Below are 16,171 nucleotides of genomic sequence, written 5' to 3' on the forward strand. Positions count from 1 at the left end.
TGCCGCCCGGATCGTTCCTCCGGCAACATTTCCCCGAGAGGAACCTCACATGCGTCTCCACAAGAACCGTCTCGCACTCGCCGGAGTCGGCGTCCTGGCCATCGGGGGCCTGGGCGTCTCGCTGATGACCGTGCTCGGTGGCACCGCCACCGCCGATCCGGGCCGGCACCGCGAGTTCAGCCGGCTCGCGACCTATCCGGTCTTCCAGAACGTACCCGCCGGGGCCGACCCGGCCGACGCGACCGTCGCCGAGATCTCGGCCGTCTCCGAGGACGGCAGGACGCTGGCCTACACCGACGCGGCCGGCGGCCGGATCGGCTTCCTGGACATCACCGACCCCTCCTCGCCGAAGGGCATCGGCAGCCACGACGTGGCCGGAGCGAAGGGCGGCTCGCCGACGTCGGTCTCGATCGTGGGCGACTACGCCCTCGTCGTCGTCGACGAGTCGACCTACCCCGGCCTCGAGGACACCGAGTGGGAGGACGAGGAGCCTGCCGTCGGCACCCGTGCGGGGCGGATCGACGTGATCTCGCTGGCCACCCCGCACGAGGAGGTGGCCTCGTACGATCTGGGCGGTCAGCCCGACTCGATCGCGGTCAGCCCCGACGGGACGTACGCCGCGATCGCGATGGAGAACCAGCGCAACGAGGCCGCCACCCCTGCCGGCGGCGAGGAGGGTGACCTGCCCCAGGCACCGGCCGGATCGGTCAAGATCGTCGGCCTCGACGGCCGGCCGGCCGAGTGGCGGATCACCGACGTGGCGCTGCCCGCCTCGCTGCTGAAGGGGCTGGACACACCGGAGGACGCCGAGCCGGAGTACGTCGACATCAACGCCGACAACCAGCTCGCGCTCACGTTGCAGGAGAACAACGGCGTCGCGATCATCGACCTACCGTCCGCGACCGTCGAGACGGCGTGGAGCGCCGGGAACGCAGTCGTCTCCGGGGTGGACGGGAGCAAGGACGGGCGGTTCAACCCGGTCGACACCATCGACGCGCCCCGCGAGCCCGACTCGATCCAGTGGGTCGGATCCGGCCTCGTCGCGACGGCGAACGAAGGTGACTGGAAGGGCGGCACCCGCGGCTGGACCGTCTTCCGCGCCGCGACCGGAGAGGTGGTCTGGGACGCCGGGTCCACCTTCGAGGACCTCGCCACGAAGTACGGCCTGCACAACAACGACCGCGCCGCCAAGAAGGGCGCGGAGCCCGAGGGGCTGGCCTTCGAGACCTTCGGTGGCGTCCCGTACGCCTTCGTCGGCTCCGAGCGCAGCAACTTCGTGGCCGTCTACGACATGCGTACGCCGTCGGCTCCGAGGTTCACGCAGGTGCTGCCGGCGACCAACGGGCCCGAGGGGCTGCTGCCGATCCCGTCGCGCAACCTGCTGGCCATCTCTTCCGAGGAGGACTCGGCCGAGGACCTGGTCCGGGCGTCGGTCTCGCTCTACGGGTTCGGCCGGAAGTCGTCGTCCTCCCCGACCGTGGAGTCGGCCTCCCGGCACGGCAAGCCGATCGGCTGGGGTGCGCTCGGTGCGCTCTCGAAGGTGCCCGGCGAGCCCGGCAAGCTCTACGCCGCGAGCGACGCGGCCTACGCCACCGGCCGGATCTACACCCTCTCGGTGAACCGCTCCCCCGCCGTGATCCGCGACGTCCTCGAGGTCACCGACGCCTCGGGCGAGGTGGCCGAGGGGCTCGACATCGAGGGCCTTGCCGCCCGCCGTGGCGGTGGCTTCTGGGTGGCGAACGAGGGTGCGGCCGGCGCCGGGAACGCCCTGCTCCGTCTCGACGGCACCGGCCGGATCGCGAAGACGGTGCCGCTGCCCGCGGAGGTCGCCGAGAAGGTCGGCAAGTGGGGTCTCGAGGGCGTCACGGTGACCGGGAAGCGTCGCTCGGAGAAGGTGTACGTCGCGCTCCAGCGCCCGCTGTGGGCCGACTCGACCGCGAAGAAGCCCGGCGTCGACGGCGCGGGCACGGCTCGGATCGGTCGCTACACCCCGGCAACGGGCGAGTGGGAGTGGTTCGGCTACGGCCTGGAGTCGACCTCGGTGGCCGGTGACTGGCTCGGGCTGTCCGAGATCACCGCCATCGACGAGGACACCCTCGCCGTCATCGAGCGCGACAAGCAGAACGGCACCACCGCCGCGATCAAGCGGGTCTACACGGTCGACGTGCCCCGCCACGGCGTCAGCGGGCTCAGCCCCGTGACCCCGCTGCGCAAGCGCCTGGCGTACGACCTGCTGCCTGCGCTGCAGGCCACCAACGGATGGACGCAGGAGAAGCTCGAGGGCTTCACCATCGGCGCCGATGGTCACGCGTACGCGGTCACCGACAACGACGGGCTCGAGGACGCCACCGGAGAGACGGTCTTCCTCGACCTCGGTCGGGCATCCAAGCGCTGAGGATCACCATCACGGCGGCCCGTCACCGTTTCGGTGGCGGGCCGATGTGTGTCCTGGGCCGGTCAGTCCTCGGAGCAGCTGCCGGCCGGGAGGTGCGTGCCGGCCCACTCGGTGAGCGCGCCGAGCGTCGGAGCGAGCGCAGCACCGGACCCGGTGAGCGCGTAGCGGACGGCTACCGGCGGTCCCGGGTCGACCTCGCGGGCGAGCAGTCCCAGGCCGGCCAGCTCGCTGAGCCGCTCGGAGAGCATCGAGTCGCTGATGCCGGCGACGGCTCGCTTGAGCTCCGCGAACCCGAGCGGGCCCTGGGTCAGGCTGCCGAGGATCACGCCGTTCCAGCGCTTGCCGAGGAAGTCGAAGGCCCTCACCAGCGCGGCATTGCACACCTGGGGATCGTGTGCGGGCTTCGTCGCGGGCATGGGTCCCAGCGTACAGGACTTGCCTGAAACCCGAGGTACTACTATTTTCGTAGTAACCGGAATATCCCTAGTAACCACGGAGTTCAGAGCGACATGACCGACACCACCCTTGAGACCACCACGCTCGAGAAGCTGGACGACCGCGGCCGCCAGATCGTCTTCACCGGTGCGCGCACGTCCAACACCTTCGCCGACACTCCTGTCACCGACGACGAGCTCGCCGACATCTGGGAGCTCACCCGCTGGACCCCGACGATGGCCAACACCCAGCCGCTGCGTGTCGTGTTCGTGCGCACGGGAGAGGGCAAGGAGCGCCTCCTCCCGCACATCGCCGAGGGCAACGTCGAGAAGACCAAGGCCGCCCCGGCCACCGCGATCGTCGCCTACGACAACAACTGGCACCAGGAGATCCCGAACGTCTTCCCGATCCGCCCGGAGATGAAGGACTACTTCGACGCCGACGAGAACGCCCGCCACGGCGCCGGCGGCTGGTCCGCTGGTCTTCAGGCCGGTGCTTTCATCCTCGCCGTCCGCGCGGCCGGGCTGGCCGCCGGCCCGATCGCCGGCTACGACACCGCTGGCGTCGACAAGGAGTTCTTCCCCGAGGGCGACTGGACCACCAAGATGATCGTCAACATCGGCCACCCGGGCGAGAACCCGTGGTTCGACCGCCTCCCGCGCGTGGAGACCGAGGCCGCGGTGAAGTGGGCCTGACCCGCTGACCTGCACGTACGAGGGGCTCGCCTGCCACCACAGCAGGCGAGCGCCTATTTGTTTTCGCCGGAATACAGTTAGCCAAGCTAAACTTTGCCTCGATGCCTGTGACCAACACCAGCCCCCGCCTCACCTTCGCCATCGTCGCCATCGGCGTCTGCTCCTACTCGTTGCTGCAGTCGGTCTCCGTCCCGACGATGCCGCTGATCCAGACCGAGCTGGAGACCGACCAGGCGACCGCCTCCTGGATCCTGACCGCATTCCTGCTCTCGGCGTCGGTCGCGACCCCGATCATCGGCAGGATGGGCGACTCGTTCGGCAAGCGCCGGATGTACGTGTGGAGCCTGGCCGCCCTCACCGCCGGCGCTCTCCTCGCCGCCGCGGCCCCCAGCATCGAGGTCATGATCGGCGCGCGAGTCCTCCAAGGGCTGGGTGGCGGCACCTTGCCGCTGGCTTTCGCGATCCTGCGTGACGAGCTGCCCAAGGAACGCGTCGCCGGTGCGATCGCGGTGACCTCGTCGCTGCTCTCGATGGGCTTCGCGGCCGGGATCGTGCTGGCAGGTCCGGTTGCCGCGACCCTGGGTTTCCGGGCGCTGTTCCTGCTGCCCGCGCTGGTCGCGGCCGGTGCCGCGATCGCGGCGTTGCGGATGGTGCCCGAGTCCCCCGTCCTCACCCGTGAGCCGATCCCGCTGCTCCCCGCCGTACTCCTCGCCGGTTGGCTCGTCGCGCTCCTCCTCGGTGTCAGTCGGGCACCGTCGTGGGGCTGGACCTCGCCCGCCACCCTCGGGCTGCTCGGCGCCGCCGCTGTGCTGCTGGCCGTCTGGATCCGGGTCGAGTGGACCGTACGACAGCCACTGGTCGACCTGCGGCTGATGGGTCGCCGCGGCGTCTGGACCGCCAACCTGGTCGCCCTGCTGATCGGCATCGCGATGTACGCCTCCTTCGGTTTCATCCCGCAGCTGACCCAGACCCCGTCGTCGGCCGGCTACGGGTTCGGCGCGTCGATCACCGTCGCCGGCTACCTGATGCTCCCGACAGCCATCACGTCGTTCCTGTGCGGACTGGTCAGCGCGCGGCTCGCCGACCTCATCGGGATGCGTCGCATCCTGGTCATCGGCGGGCTGCTCACCGCGGTCTCCCTGGCCATGGTCGCCTTCGTCCACGACGAGCCGTGGCAGATGTGCGTGGCCGCCGGACTCTCCGGCCTCGGCACAGGTCTTGTCTTCGCCAACCTCGCCAACGCGGTCGTGGCCGCCGTGCCGCCGGAGCACACCGGCGTGGCCACCGGCATGAACGCCAACATCCGCACCGTCGGCGGCACCATCGGCACCGCGGCGATGACCTCCCTGGTCACCGCCCAGACCCTGCCCTCCGGCTACCCGACCGAGCAGGGCTACATCAACGGCTTCGGCTTCCTCACTCTCGTCGCCCTGGGCGCGGCCCTCGCGGCCATGCTCATCCCCCTCGCTCCGCGAAAGGTCACCCCGGTCGGCCGAGACGACCGGAGCGAGGTCGAGCGGCGAGCTTGCTCGTCCGCTCGCGCCGAGCGAGGGAGTGACCGCGCGAAGCGCGGAGACGTCACGTACGCCGGCCGAGGCGTCGCTCCCGTCGACCGAGGCGTCGCTCCCGTCGACCGAGGCGTCGCTCCCGTCGACCGAGGCGTCGCTCCCGTCGACCGAGGCGTCGCTCCCGTCGGCCGAGAGGGCACTGAGATGCCCTGTCGGCCGACGTAACTGACGTCTCGGCCGACGTAACTGACGTCTCGGCCGACGTAACTGACGTCTCGGCCGACGCGGGTGACGTCTCGGCCGACGTACGTGCCTACTCGGCGGGGTGGGCTCGCTCGGCGGCCTTGGCGGCCTGCCAGAGCTGCTCGACCTCGTCGACGGTGTAACGACGGCCCGAGGCGGCCTCGGGGCCGAAGACGTGCGGGTTGCGACGCTTCATCTTGGCGGTGAGGCCGGCGATGACGTCGTCCATCGTGAACTCGCCGGCCTCCTCGGCGATGGCGGCGTGAAAGTAGACCTGCAGCAGCAGGTCGCCGAGCTCGTCCTTGAGGTGCTCGGGGTCGCCCTCGTCGATCGCCCCGAGGACCTCGTCGGACTCCTCCCGCAGATACCGCGCCAGCGATGTGTGCGTCTGCGACGACTTCCACACGCAGCGCTCACGCATCAGCCGCATCAGGTCGAGGAACTCGACGAGCCCCTCCCCCGAGGCGTAGGTCCTGCCGCCGTCGTCCGCTGGGCTCATTCCAGCGCCCCGAACGCGCTCAGGCACTGCCGCAGCAGCGCTCCGCGACCGCCCTCCATGTCACCGACGACCGCGTCGGAGGCGGCCTCCGCCGGGGTCATCCAGGACAGCTCCAGGGCGTCCTGACGCGGCTCGCACTCGCCGGTCACGGGTACGACATAGACGAGCGAGACCGCGTGCTGGCGCGGGTCCTGGAAGCGCTCGCCGGGCCAGGGGAAGTATTCGGCGACGGTCACCGGCACCGTGGTCAGCGGCAGGGTCGGGAAGGCGACCGCGCCGAGGTCCTTCTCCAGGTTGCGCATCAACGCGTCACGGATCCGCTCGCCGTGCAGCACCCGGCCCGAGACCAGCGACCGCGTGATCGTGCCGGTGGTGGGCGAGCTCCGCAGCAGCAGCCCGACCTCGGACACCGCGCCGTCGGGATCGACACGCACCGGGACCGCCTCCACGTAGAGGATGGGAACCCGGCCGCGGGTCTCCCCCAGCTCCTCTTCCGAGAGCCATCCAGGCTCGGTGTCCCAACCACTGCCGAAGGGCTCCTCAGGGAAGGACTGCTCGCCGAAAGCCTCCATCGTCATGCGTCGATCCTGCCAGACAGATCCGTACGTGTCGGAGCGACGGCACCGCAGAATGGGACGCGTCTGCGGCGAGCTCCGACAGGACCGCATCGACCGACTCAGCCGGCGAGGCCCTCCAAGGCGGCGGCGTACAGGATCTGGGCGGCCTCCGCGGCCGCATCGGTGGCGGCGACCAAACGGACGGGCACCTCGAGGCTCATCCGGTCGTGAACTCCTCGATCTCGTCCGGGTTGTAGTAGTTCTGCGTCATCCCGTCGACGCGAACCAGGTATTTGCCACGCTTCTCGTCGTGATGGACAACCGTGCCCACGACGCCCCTCATTGTCTTGCCGGTGATGCGCACGGTCTGTCCGATGCTGAAAGTCCCCATGCTCGTGACACTAACCGGAACAAGCCTCGCGGGGCGGATCCGAGACGGCGCCGAGTCGGCTCGTCATGACGAGCCGACTCGGCGTAAGGGGTCAGGTGAGCGGGTCGATGATGGCGTCGATGACGACCCTCGCCCAGTCGAGGAGGTCAGGGCCGTCTAGGGGCTTGGCGGGGAAGCCGGAGGAGACCGGGCGCGGGACCATGATGGTGTCCAGCTGGGGCTTGACCAGGGACTTCGGGTACATCCGGTTCAGCCGGACGACACGGGAGTCGGGCAGCGAGACGGGGTGGAAGCGTACGTTCTTGCCGGCCAGGGTGACCTCGGAGACGCCGGCCTGGCGGGCGCGGGCACGGAAGCGGGCGACCTGCAGGAGCGAGGAGACCTCGGCGGGCGGCTTGCCGTAACGGTCGAGGAGCTCGGCGGCGACCGACTCGACGTCCTCGTCGGTTCGGACCTCGGCCAGGCGCTTGTAGATCTCCAGCCGCAACCGCTCCGAGGGGATGTAGTCGTGGGGCAGGTGAGCGTCGACGGGGAGCTCGATGCGAACCTCGTTGAACTCCTCGGCGGCGCCGTCCGGGCCGGCCTTGAACTCGGCGACGGCCTCTCCGACCAACCGCACGTAGAGGTCGAAGCCGACGTCGGCGATGTGGCCGGACTGCTCGCCTCCGAGCAGGTTGCCGGCGCCGCGGATCTCGAGGTCCTTCATCGCGATCGCCATGCCGCCACCGAGGTCAGAGTGCTGAGCCAGGGTGGCGAGGCGCTCGTGGGCCGTCTCGGTGAGCGGCTTCTCGCCGGGGTAGAGGAAGTAGGCGTAGGCGCGCTCGCGGGAACGGCCGACACGTCCGCGGAGCTGGTGGAGCTGCGACAGCCCCAGGGTGTCGGCGCGCTCGATGATCATCGTGTTGGCGTTGGAGACGTCGAGGCCGGACTCGACGAGCGTGGTGCACACGAGCACGTCGAACTCCTTCTCCCAGAAGTCGACCATCACCTGCTCGAGCTGCTTCTCGTGCATCTGGCCGTGGGCGACCGCGACCCGCGCCTCGGGCACCAGCTCGCGGATCCGCGCGGCCGCCTTCTCGATCGAGTTGACCCGGTTGTGGATGTAGAAGACCTGGCCCTCGCGGAGCAGCTCACGCCGCACCGAGGCGACGATCTGGCGGTCCTCGTAGGCACCGACGTACGTCAGGACCGGGTGTCGCTCCTCGGGCGGGGTGGTGATCGTGGACATCTCCCGGATGCCGGTGATCGACATCTCGAGCGTCCGCGGGATCGGGGTCGCTGACATCGACAGGAAGTCGACCGAGGTGCGCAGGCGCTTCATCGCCTCCTTGTGCTCGACGCCGAAGCGCTGCTCCTCGTCGACGATGATCAGGCCGAGATCCTTGAACCGGATGTCCTTGTTGAACAGGCGGTGCGTGCCGACCACGATGTCGATGGTGCCGTCGGCGAGGCCGGCCATCACCTCGGCGGCCTCCTTGTCGGTCTGGAAGCGGGACAGCCCGCGTACGTTGACGGGGAAGCCCGACATCCGCTCCATGAACGTCGACAGGTGCTGGGAGACCAGCAGCGTCGTCGGCACCAGGACCGCGACCTGCTTGCCGTCCTGGACCGCCTTGAACGCCGCCCGCACCGCGATCTCGGTCTTGCCGTAACCGACGTCGCCGCAGACCAGCCGGTCCATCGGCACCGGCCGCATCATGTCCTGCTTGACCTCGTCGATGACCGCTAGCTGGTCGGCGGTCTCCTGGAACGGGAAGGCGTCCTCGAGCTCGCGCTGCCAGGGGTTGTCGGGGCCGTACTGGAAGCCCTTGGTCGCCTGCCGGGCGGCATAGAGCTTGATCAGCTCGGCGGCGATCTCGCGAACCGCCTTGCGCGCGCGGGCCTTGCGCTTCTGCCAGTCGGCGCCGCCGAGCCGGTCGAGGCTCGGCTGCTCGCCGCCGACATACCTGGTGACCTGGTCGAGGGCGTCGGCAGGGACGTAGAGGCGGTCGGCCGGGCCGCCGCGCTTGGAGGCGCCGTACTCGAGGACGAGGTATTCGCGGGTCGCGCCCTGCACCTCGCGCTGCTTCATCTCGATGAACTGCCCGACCCCGTGCTGCTCGTGGACCACGTAGTCGCCGGGCTTCAGCTCGAGGGGGTCGATCTGCTTCTTGCGCCGGGTCGGCATCTTGACCATGTCGCGCGTCGACGACTTCTGCCCCGAGATGTCCTCACCGGTGAGCACGACCAGCTGGTTGCCCTCGTCGATGAAGCCGTGGTTGAGCCGGGCGTGGACGACGGTGACCGTCTTGTGGACGGGCTTGGCGGTCTCTTCGTCACCCTCTGCCAGACGAGCCGGGACGTCGCGCTCCGCCAGGGCTTCGACCGTACGCTGCGCCGTGCCGTGCGCGGGCTGGACCACGACCACGCGATAGGAGTCGTCGCGCCAGCGCTCGATGTCGGTCAGCGCCGCGGCGGTGTCGCCGCGGTAGGCCTTCGCGGGCTGCCAGTCGATCTTGCGGCCCGGGACACCGACGACGTCCGGGTCGGCCAGATCGCTCTCGGCATCGTCGAGGCCGAAGGGGCTGACCGACCACCACGGCTTGCCCTGGGCGATGGCATGGGCGCGCACATCAGCCAAGTCCTTGTAGGACGCCGCGGAGAGGTCGATCGGGGCGACTCCCCCGCTGGCCGCGGCGGCCCAGGAGGCGCCGAGGAACTCGTCGGCGGTGGCGACCAGGTCATGGGCACGGCTGCGGATCCGCTCGGGGTCGAGCAGCAGCACGTGGCCGTCTTCGGGGATCAGGTCGAGGAGGAGCTCCATGTCGTCGACGAGCGCCGGGGCGAGCGACTCCATGCCGTCGACCGCGATCCCGGCTGCGATCTTGTCGGTGAGCTCGACCAGGGTGGGATGGGCCTCGCCGAGCGCCTTGGCCCGCGCCCTGACCTCCGGGGTGAGCAGGAGCTCACGGCAGGGCGGGGCCCACAGCCGCTCGGTCTCACCGCCGTGCTCGGCCGGGATGGCGCGCTGGTCGGCGACCGCGAAGTGACGGAGCGAGTCGATCTCGTCGCCCCAGAACTCCACACGGACCGGGTGCTCCTCGGTGGGCGGGAAGACGTCGACGATGCCGCCGCGGACCGCGAACTCGCCGCGCTTCTCGACCAGGTCGACCCGGGAGTAGGCCGCGTCCGCGAGCTTCTGGACGACGTCGTCGAGGCGAGCCTCCTGGTCCTTGATCAGCTCGACCGGCTCCAGGTCGCCGAGGCCCTTGACCTGCGGTTGGAGCACGCTGCGGACCGGGGCGACGACGACCTTCAGCGGTCCGTGGGCGCCGTCAGCGTCGGGATGGCGCAGCCGCCGGAGCACGGCGAGCCGGCGCCCGACGGTGTCGCTGCGCGGGGAGAGCCGCTCGTGGGGCAGGGTCTCCCAGCTCGGGTAGAGGGCGACCGAGTCGGGCGGCAGCAGGTCGGTCAGGTCGTTGACCAGATCCTCGGCCTCGCGGGAGGTCGCGGTGACTGCGAGGACGGTGCGCTCCTGGCGTACGAGCCCGGTGACCACGAACGGACGCAGCGCCTCCGGCCCGGTGACGTCGAGCGCCAGCATCCGGCCGCCCTTGGCCTCCGCCATCACCTCGCTCAGGGCGGCATCGCGCAGGACGAGGTCGGCGAGCGGGGCGAGGATCACGGGTGACTCCAAAAGGGATGCGGCATGCGCGAGAGCCCCTGGCCGAGAGGACAGGGGGTGCGGGCACCAGTCTAGGAGACATGCGTGAAGACGGTTGACTTCGAGCGCACGCGAGGCCGGAGCGTGGATCACATGCGATACACGACCATCGGATCAGGCGCCGGCGAACGGCGCGTCAGCAGGCTCGCGCTCGGCGCGATGCGCTTCGGCACGGATACGGACGTCGAGACGTCGTACGCGATCCTCGACCGCTTCGTCGAGGCCGGCGGCACCTTCGTCGACACCTCCAACAACTACGCCTACTGGGCCGGTGGCACCCAGGGCGGCGAGAGCGAGACGCTGCTCGGGCAGTGGCGACGTGACCGCGGGATCGGCGAGGAGATCGTCATCGCCACCAAGGTCGGTGCGCGGCCGACCGATGTCGTCGAGCGGGTCGAGAACGGCTGGGCGACCCAGCGCAACCGTCGCTGGGAGGGGTTGGCGCCGTGGAACGTACGCGAGCAGGCCGACCGCTCCCGCGAACGCCTCGGCGTCGAGCGGCTCGACCTCTACTACGCGCACGTGCCGGACCTGAACTGCGTGCCGTTGGAGGAGTACGCCGCGGGCTTCGCCGCTCTCGTGAAGGACGGTGTCATCGGCCAGTTCGGCCTGAGCAACCACTGGTCCTGGCAGATCGAGCGGGCGCGAGCGGCCAACCCGGAGGAGGCCCGCCCGAGCGTGCTGCAGTATCACCACACCTATCTGCGGATGCGCACCGACATCCCCGACCATCGGCTCTCGGTCGACGGCCAGATCGGCGTGGCCGACGCCTCCCTGCTCGCCTACGTGCGGGCGACGCCTGGGCTGACGCTGGTGGCCTACACGCCGCTGCTCAGCGGGGCCCATACGAACCCGTCGAAGCCGCTCGACCCTGCCTACGACCATCCGGGAACGGCCTCTCGGCTCGCAGCGCTCGACGAGGTCGCGGCCGAGACCGGCGCGACCCGCAACCAGGTCGTGCTGGCTTGGATGCTCGGCGACACCCTTCCGGTGGTCCCGCTTGTCGGGGCCTCGTCGGTGGCCCAGCTCGACGAGTCGTTGGCGGCGATGGATCTCGAGCTCAGCGAGGAGCAGAGGGCTCGGCTCGACGCTGCTGGGCGATGAGCTCGGCGTCGGGGTCGGTCTCACCCACCGCCGCGGCGTAGTAGGAGACCTTGAACTCGATCGCGTCAAGATGGGCGGCAGTCTCCGCCAGCTGCGCGCGCACCCGGTCGCGGTGTGCGCGCAGCAGGGCGAGGCGCTCTTCCTCGTTGCCGGAGCCGTCGCGGACCATCTCGGCATAGCGCCGGATCTCGCGGATCGGCATCCCGGTCGAGCGCAGCCTGGTGATCAGCGTGATCCAGCCGAGATCACCCTCGGAGTAGGCGCGGTGGCCCGACCCGTTGCGACCGACCCCGAGCATCAGCCCGTCGCGCTCGTAGTAGCGCAGCGTGTGCGCGGTCAGGCCGGTCCGCTCGGCCACCTCGGCGATGCTGAGCCCGTTGATGTGCGCCTGCGTCGTCATGTCCCCAGTGTCCGGGTTCGAGTGCACTCGAAGTCAACAGTCTTTCAGAGCGCCGAGCCGCCAGTGACGTCGAGCGTCTCGCCCGTGACCCAACGAGACTGGGGCGAGGCGAGGAAGCCCACCGCGTCGGCGACCTCCTCCGGCGTACCGATCCGACCGAAGACCGACAGCGCGTCGGCCTGCGCCCGCGGTCCGGGCAGGTTGATCCAGTCGGCGTTGATGTCGGTCTCGATCACGCCGGGGAGAACCGCGTTGACCGTCGCGCCACGCGCGGCCAGCGGCGCGGCGAGGGAGCGGGTGAGGTTGTTGATGCCGGCCTTGGCCGCGGCGTACGTCAGGTGGGTCGGCGCCGCCACCCGGGTGTAGCCGGTCGACACGTTGACCACGCGGCCGCCCTCGCGCAGGTGCGGAGCGACCGCCTGGGTCAGGAACATCGGTGCGATCAGGTTCACCTCGAGCACCCGGCGCGCGGTGGCCGGGTCGAGCTCGTGGAGCTCCTGGTTGCCGTTGATGCCGGCGTTGTTGACCAGGATGTCGAGGCCGTCATCGCCGGCGAGCGCCGCCTCGGTCCATGCCGCCGCGATCTCGGCCGCCGCCTTCGCGCCGTCCTCGCCGAGGTCCGCCCCGATCAGGACCGCCCGGGCTCCGGCCGACTCGACGAGCCGTGCGGTCTCCTCGGCGGCCGCGCGGTTCGAGCCGTAGTGGATGCCGATCAGGCCGACACCGTCGGCGGCCAGACGTACGGCGATCGCGCGGCCGATCCCGCGCGAGGCTCCGGTGACGAGTGCATTGCGGGTCATCTCGGTCTCATTTCTGTAGTGGTCGCTAAATAATGCCTGGAGAGTTAATGTAGGGATCACTATGGAAATGCGCAAGCCCTCCCGCGGACGACCGCGCTCCTTCGACGAGGACGCGGTGCTCGACGCCGTGATGCGGGCGTTCTGGGAGCACGGGTACGAAGGCACGAGCGTCGCGACGCTCGAGGCCGCGACCGGGCTGAAGGCACCCAGCCTCTACGGGGCGTTCGGCTCCAAGGAGGTGCTCTACCACGCTGCTCTCGAGCGCTACGCCCGCGAGCACGGCAACGTGCTCCGGCCCGACGGACCGGCTCGCGAGGCCATCTCGGAGTTCCTGTACGAGGCGGCCGACCAGTTCAGCGAGAGCGGGCTGCCACCGGGCTGCATGGTCTCGACGGCCGCGCTCGCACTGGGCGTCGCTCAGCGCGGTGTCGCCACCCGCCCGGCGACGATGCGCTCCGAGACGCTGGCAGGGATCGAGCAGCGGCTGCGGACCGCGATCACCGAGGGCGAGCTGCCGGCCGGGACCGATGCCGGCGCCCTGGCCCGGCTCTTCGGCGCGGTGATCCAGGGCATGTCGGTGCAGGCCATCGACGGCGCCACCCGGCGGGAGCTGCGCGGGCTCGCCACGGCCGCGATGGCTGCGTGGCCCCGATGATCCGGACGTACGCCGCCGGGGCGGCGGTCCTGCTGCTCGCGCTCAGCGCGTGTGGCGGGGCTCCTGAGGCCGACCCGTCGCCGACGACCAGTGACTCGGCTCCGTCGACGTCGGCGGAGCCGTCACCCAGCGACGTACCTTCGTCTTCTTCTCCTGCTGTTGCGAAGCCGGGGACGGTGCCGCCGCCGTGGCTCGGCACCCGGGTGCTGGAGGAGGACGCGGAGGGCTACGGGATCGCCGGGCCGACGCCGACGGAGCTGCGCAACCGGGCGTGGACGCTGACGGACACGCTGCCGATGCTGCCCGGCGACGGCTTCGTCGCCGAGATCGACGTCGCCCCGGACGACGTGATCGCGCGGTCGACCTGGGAGCGGGGCTGCCCGGTCTCGCGGCAGGAGCTGGCCTGGGTGCGGATGACGTTCTGGGGCTTCGACGGCGCCCGCCACACCGGCGAGATGCTGATCAACGCCCGCGTGGCAGAGGACGTCGTCGGGGTCTTCCGGCAGCTCTACGAGGCGAAGTTCCCGATCGAGCAGATGGACATCACCACGAAGGCTGCCCTGGACGCGCCGCCGACCGGCGACGGCAACGGCACCGGGGGCTTCGTCTGCCGCCCCTCGGTCGGCCAGACCTCGTTCTCCCAGCACGCCTACGGCCTGGCCGTCGACATCAACACCTTCCAGAACCCGTACGTCAAGGGCGACCGCGTCATCCCCGAGCTCTCCCGCTGGTATCTGGACCGGTCCCGGCAGGCGCCCGGGATGATCCACCGCGACGACGTGGTCGTCCAGGCCTTCGCCGACATCGGCTGGGAGTGGGGCGGCGACTGGAGCTCGCTGAAGGACTACCAGCACTTCTCCGAGAACGGCCGCTGAAGCCCCGCGCCGCTGGTCGAGCCGCCAAACCCCGCTGGTCGAGCCGCGAGGCCGCCTGCGGCCGAGCGTGTCGAGACCAACACGGTGCGATCGAGCGCGGACCTCACCGTGTTGGTCTCGACACGCCTCCGCCTAGCGGCTCCGGCGGCTCGACCAGCGGGGGTTGCTCGGCGTCAGGCGGACTCGGCCTCGGCGAGCTCGCGCTTCCACTCGCGGAAGGTCTCCTCGGTGCGGCCGCGGCGCCAGTAGCCGGAGATGGAGACGTCGGCCTTCGGCACGCCCCGCTCCTTGAGGAGGTAGGGGCGGATGCCGTGCATGGTGACCGCCGCTTCGCCGTGGACGAAGGCGTGGACGCGGCCGTCGAGCCACTTCAGGTCGCGGATGGCGGCGAGGAGGAGCTGCTCGTGGCCTTCGGCGTCCCGGGCGGCGTGGTGGGTGTGGTCGCCGGTGACCAGCCAGGTGACCTCGACGCCCGCGGGGTGGTCGAGCGGCTGCTCGTGGTCGGGCGCGGGGATGTCGATGACGGCGTATCCGCGGGCGTCGGCCGGGAGTGCGGCCAGCGCGGCGCGGACGGCGGGCAGGGCGGTCTCGTCACCCGCGATCAGGTGCCAGTCGGCCGCAGGGTCGGGCGCATAGGCGCCGCCGGGGCCGAGGGCGACCAGGGTGTCGCCGGGCTTGGCCGCGACGGCCCAGGGGCCGGCGTACCCCTCCGTGCCGTGGACGACGAAGTCGATGTCGAGAGTGCCGTCCTCGACCGACGGGTTGAGCGCGGTGTAGGTGCGCACCACCGGGCCATCCTCCGAAGTGCCAGCCTCCGACGAGCCGTGCTCCCGAGGGATCTGGAGCTTGACGTAGCGGTCGGTGAAGACGCTCGAGGAGAAGGCGCTCAGGTCCTCCGAGCGGAAGCTCACCCGGATCATCGTCGGACTCAGCTGCTCGGTGGCGGTGACGACGAGGGCGGTCTCTGGCTTCGCGGGACGACTCATGTAGGCAAACCTAACTCGCCCTCCAACCGGCCTCGGTCAACCCGCCGACCGAGTGGGATGGGTGGAGTGCACCGAACGAGGCTGGGTCGACTCGGCCGGCTCGTCGAACGAGGCGACGGGAGGAGCGGGACGCTGAGGCTTGTTGACCAGCGACAGGCTCGGCTCCACCACCCGTAGCAGCGCCTCGACGTGGCCACGCGCCTCGGTCACCAGTCGCCGTGCCTCGCGCGGCGACCGCCTCTTCAGGTCGAGGAGGTCGTCGTCGGCCGGCCGCCGGACGCGCCGTCGGGCCTTCTGCAGCGGAGCGAGCTGGACCAGCGTACGCAGCCGGGTGGCCGCATCCGCCTCCGAACCCGTGGGCCCGCCCAGGGCCGTACGCCCCAGGAGATCGCCGAGCGCGGCGATCTCCACGAGCGTGAAGGTGCGCTTGACCGCCGACGGCACCAGCCGGGCGACGTCGCTGCGGTGGGAGCGTTCGGCGGTGATGATCAGGTCGGCGCGCTCGATGTCCGCGACGTCGAGACGGTAGGCCTGGTGCCTGGTCAGCCGGGTCCCGGCGAGAGCGACCTCGGAGGCGATCATCGAGTCCATGTCGTGGCCCTCGAGCGCCTCGCTGCCGGCGGAGATCACGGTGACGCCGTGCCGGGCGAGCCCACCGATCTGACCGGTGCCCTCACGGAGCATCGCCTCGATCGCCGGCGATCGCCGTACGTTCCCGGTGCAGACGACCAGGATCGTCGCGGAGTCCATCCTGCCTACCTTCGAACAGTTGCCTGACGATTCTCGAGCGCGAATCGCATTCCCACGCAGCCGACCCCCCGAACGTGACGGACAGACATTACGCAGTCAGCGTACGGCCCGAGAAACCAACCGGAGATCAATCCCCCATTTGGGGGAACGGAGCGGGCACGCGGCCCGGTCACGC

The 16,171-nt window shown here is 70.5% G+C and carries 15 protein-coding genes; 6 read left to right on the top strand and 9 right to left on the bottom strand.

Translation table 11 applies throughout. The features are described from left to right. Positions 1–49: 49 nt before the first annotated feature. Positions 50–2,395, top strand: a complete 2,346-nt coding sequence (locus tag IEY84_RS00200; protein ID WP_183541040.1) for an esterase-like activity of phytase family protein — start codon at positions 50–52, stop codon at positions 2,393–2,395. 62 nt (positions 2,396–2,457) lie between these two features. Here the strand turns inward: IEY84_RS00200 and IEY84_RS00205 are convergent, their stop codons facing one another. Next, on the bottom strand, positions 2,458–2,811 hold the full coding sequence (locus IEY84_RS00205; protein ID WP_183541043.1) for a winged helix-turn-helix transcriptional regulator: 354 nt from the start codon (positions 2,809–2,811) through the stop codon (positions 2,458–2,460). A 93-nt stretch (positions 2,812–2,904) separates the two neighbouring features. On the opposite strand from IEY84_RS00205, the gene IEY84_RS00210 reads away from it, so the two are divergent. Beyond that, entirely contained in the window at positions 2,905–3,525 is a 621-nt protein-coding gene (locus IEY84_RS00210; protein WP_183541046.1) for a malonic semialdehyde reductase, read from the top strand. Positions 3,526–3,626: 101 nt separating this feature from the next. Further along, positions 3,627–5,258 (top strand): MFS transporter, encoded by a 1,632-nt coding sequence (locus IEY84_RS00215; RefSeq protein WP_221208406.1) that lies wholly within the window; start codon positions 3,627–3,629, stop codon positions 5,256–5,258. A gap of 88 nt (positions 5,259–5,346) precedes the next feature. On the opposite strand, the gene IEY84_RS00220 is transcribed toward IEY84_RS00215, so the two are convergent. The 4 genes from IEY84_RS00220 to mfd form a co-directional block, all read right to left on the bottom strand. Further along, complete coding sequence (locus IEY84_RS00220) at positions 5,347–5,775, bottom strand: MazG nucleotide pyrophosphohydrolase domain-containing protein (protein ID WP_183541050.1); 429 nt, start codon at positions 5,773–5,775, stop codon at positions 5,347–5,349. Continuing rightward, entirely contained in the window at positions 5,772–6,353 is a 582-nt protein-coding gene (locus IEY84_RS00225) for a DUF4916 domain-containing protein (protein ID WP_183541053.1), read from the bottom strand. The genes IEY84_RS00220 and IEY84_RS00225 overlap by 4 nt, the downstream gene beginning before the upstream one ends. A 196-nt stretch (positions 6,354–6,549) precedes the next feature. Further along, on the bottom strand, positions 6,550–6,723 hold the full coding sequence (locus IEY84_RS00230; protein WP_183541056.1) for a KOW domain-containing RNA-binding protein: 174 nt from the start codon (positions 6,721–6,723) through the stop codon (positions 6,550–6,552). 91 nt (positions 6,724–6,814) lie between these two features. Beyond that, the gene (gene mfd / locus IEY84_RS00235; protein WP_183541059.1) at positions 6,815–10,387 is read right to left on the bottom strand and encodes a transcription-repair coupling factor; all 3,573 of its coding nucleotides are present in this window, start codon (positions 10,385–10,387) and stop codon (positions 6,815–6,817) included. A gap of 132 nt (positions 10,388–10,519) precedes the next feature. Between mfd and IEY84_RS00240 the strand changes: the two genes are divergently transcribed. Next, positions 10,520–11,530 (top strand): aldo/keto reductase, encoded by a 1,011-nt coding sequence (locus IEY84_RS00240; protein ID WP_183541061.1) that lies wholly within the window; start codon positions 10,520–10,522, stop codon positions 11,528–11,530. Here IEY84_RS00240 and IEY84_RS00245 read toward each other — a convergent pair. After that, entirely contained in the window at positions 11,487–11,930 is a 444-nt protein-coding gene (locus IEY84_RS00245) for a MerR family transcriptional regulator (RefSeq protein ID WP_183541065.1), read from the bottom strand. The genes IEY84_RS00240 and IEY84_RS00245 overlap by 44 nt on opposite strands. A gap of 44 nt (positions 11,931–11,974) precedes the next feature. Next, the gene (locus IEY84_RS00250; protein WP_183541069.1) at positions 11,975–12,730 is read right to left on the bottom strand and encodes an SDR family NAD(P)-dependent oxidoreductase; all 756 of its coding nucleotides are present in this window, start codon (positions 12,728–12,730) and stop codon (positions 11,975–11,977) included. Positions 12,731–12,797: 67 nt separating this feature from the next. Here IEY84_RS00250 and IEY84_RS00255 point away from each other — a divergent pair, with 67 nt between their 5' ends. Together IEY84_RS00255 and IEY84_RS00260 are read left to right on the top strand one after the other, a co-directional pair. Next, positions 12,798–13,385, top strand: coding sequence for a TetR/AcrR family transcriptional regulator (locus tag IEY84_RS00255; protein WP_229788176.1), 588 nt, complete (start codon positions 12,798–12,800; stop codon positions 13,383–13,385). Then, entirely contained in the window at positions 13,382–14,260 is an 879-nt protein-coding gene (locus IEY84_RS00260) for a M15 family metallopeptidase (protein WP_183542178.1), read from the top strand. Before IEY84_RS00255 ends, IEY84_RS00260 begins: the two co-directional genes overlap by 4 nt. Before the next feature lie 173 nt (positions 14,261–14,433). Here the strand turns inward: IEY84_RS00260 and IEY84_RS00265 are convergent, their stop codons facing one another. Both IEY84_RS00265 and IEY84_RS00270 read right to left on the bottom strand, forming a co-directional pair. Beyond that, a complete protein-coding gene (locus tag IEY84_RS00265) occupies positions 14,434–15,246 on the bottom strand; it encodes a siderophore-interacting protein (RefSeq protein WP_183541075.1) in 813 nt (270 codons plus the stop codon). Between the two features lie 36 nt (positions 15,247–15,282). Continuing rightward, positions 15,283–15,996, bottom strand: a complete 714-nt coding sequence (locus IEY84_RS00270; RefSeq protein WP_183541077.1) for an arsenate reductase/protein-tyrosine-phosphatase family protein — start codon at positions 15,994–15,996, stop codon at positions 15,283–15,285. Between the last annotated feature and the right edge of the window lie 175 nt (positions 15,997–16,171).

The organism is Nocardioides albus (genome assembly GCF_014648255.1).
In the GTDB taxonomy this organism is placed as follows: domain Bacteria; phylum Actinomycetota; class Actinomycetes; order Propionibacteriales; family Nocardioidaceae; genus Nocardioides; species Nocardioides albus.

Bases quoted from the DNA above. Each gene is read 5' to 3' on its own strand.
- IEY84_RS00250 (WP_183541069.1), bottom strand. From the start codon at position 12,730: ATGACCCGCAATGCACTCGTCACCGGAGCCTCGCGCGGGATCGGCCGC.
- IEY84_RS00220 (WP_183541050.1), bottom strand. From the start codon at position 5,775: ATGAGCCCAGCGGACGACGGCGGCAGGACCTACGCCTCGGGGGAGGGG.
- IEY84_RS00270 (WP_183541077.1), bottom strand. From the start codon at position 15,996: ATGGACTCCGCGACGATCCTGGTCGTCTGCACCGGGAACGTACGGCGA.
- IEY84_RS00225 (WP_183541053.1), bottom strand. From the start codon at position 6,353: ATGACGATGGAGGCTTTCGGCGAGCAGTCCTTCCCTGAGGAGCCCTTC.
- IEY84_RS00255 (WP_229788176.1), top strand. From the start codon at position 12,798: ATGCGCAAGCCCTCCCGCGGACGACCGCGCTCCTTCGACGAGGACGCG.
- IEY84_RS00260 (WP_183542178.1), top strand. From the start codon at position 13,382: ATGATCCGGACGTACGCCGCCGGGGCGGCGGTCCTGCTGCTCGCGCTC.
- IEY84_RS00205 (WP_183541043.1), bottom strand. From the start codon at position 2,811: ATGCCCGCGACGAAGCCCGCACACGATCCCCAGGTGTGCAATGCCGCG.
- IEY84_RS00210 (WP_183541046.1), top strand. From the start codon at position 2,905: ATGACCGACACCACCCTTGAGACCACCACGCTCGAGAAGCTGGACGAC.
- IEY84_RS00265 (WP_183541075.1), bottom strand. From the start codon at position 15,246: ATGAGTCGTCCCGCGAAGCCAGAGACCGCCCTCGTCGTCACCGCCACC.
- IEY84_RS00200 (WP_183541040.1), top strand. From the start codon at position 50: ATGCGTCTCCACAAGAACCGTCTCGCACTCGCCGGAGTCGGCGTCCTG.
- IEY84_RS00230 (WP_183541056.1), bottom strand. From the start codon at position 6,723: ATGGGGACTTTCAGCATCGGACAGACCGTGCGCATCACCGGCAAGACA.
- IEY84_RS00245 (WP_183541065.1), bottom strand. From the start codon at position 11,930: ATGACGACGCAGGCGCACATCAACGGGCTCAGCATCGCCGAGGTGGCC.
- IEY84_RS00215 (WP_221208406.1), top strand. From the start codon at position 3,627: ATGCCTGTGACCAACACCAGCCCCCGCCTCACCTTCGCCATCGTCGCC.
- IEY84_RS00240 (WP_183541061.1), top strand. From the start codon at position 10,520: ATGCGATACACGACCATCGGATCAGGCGCCGGCGAACGGCGCGTCAGC.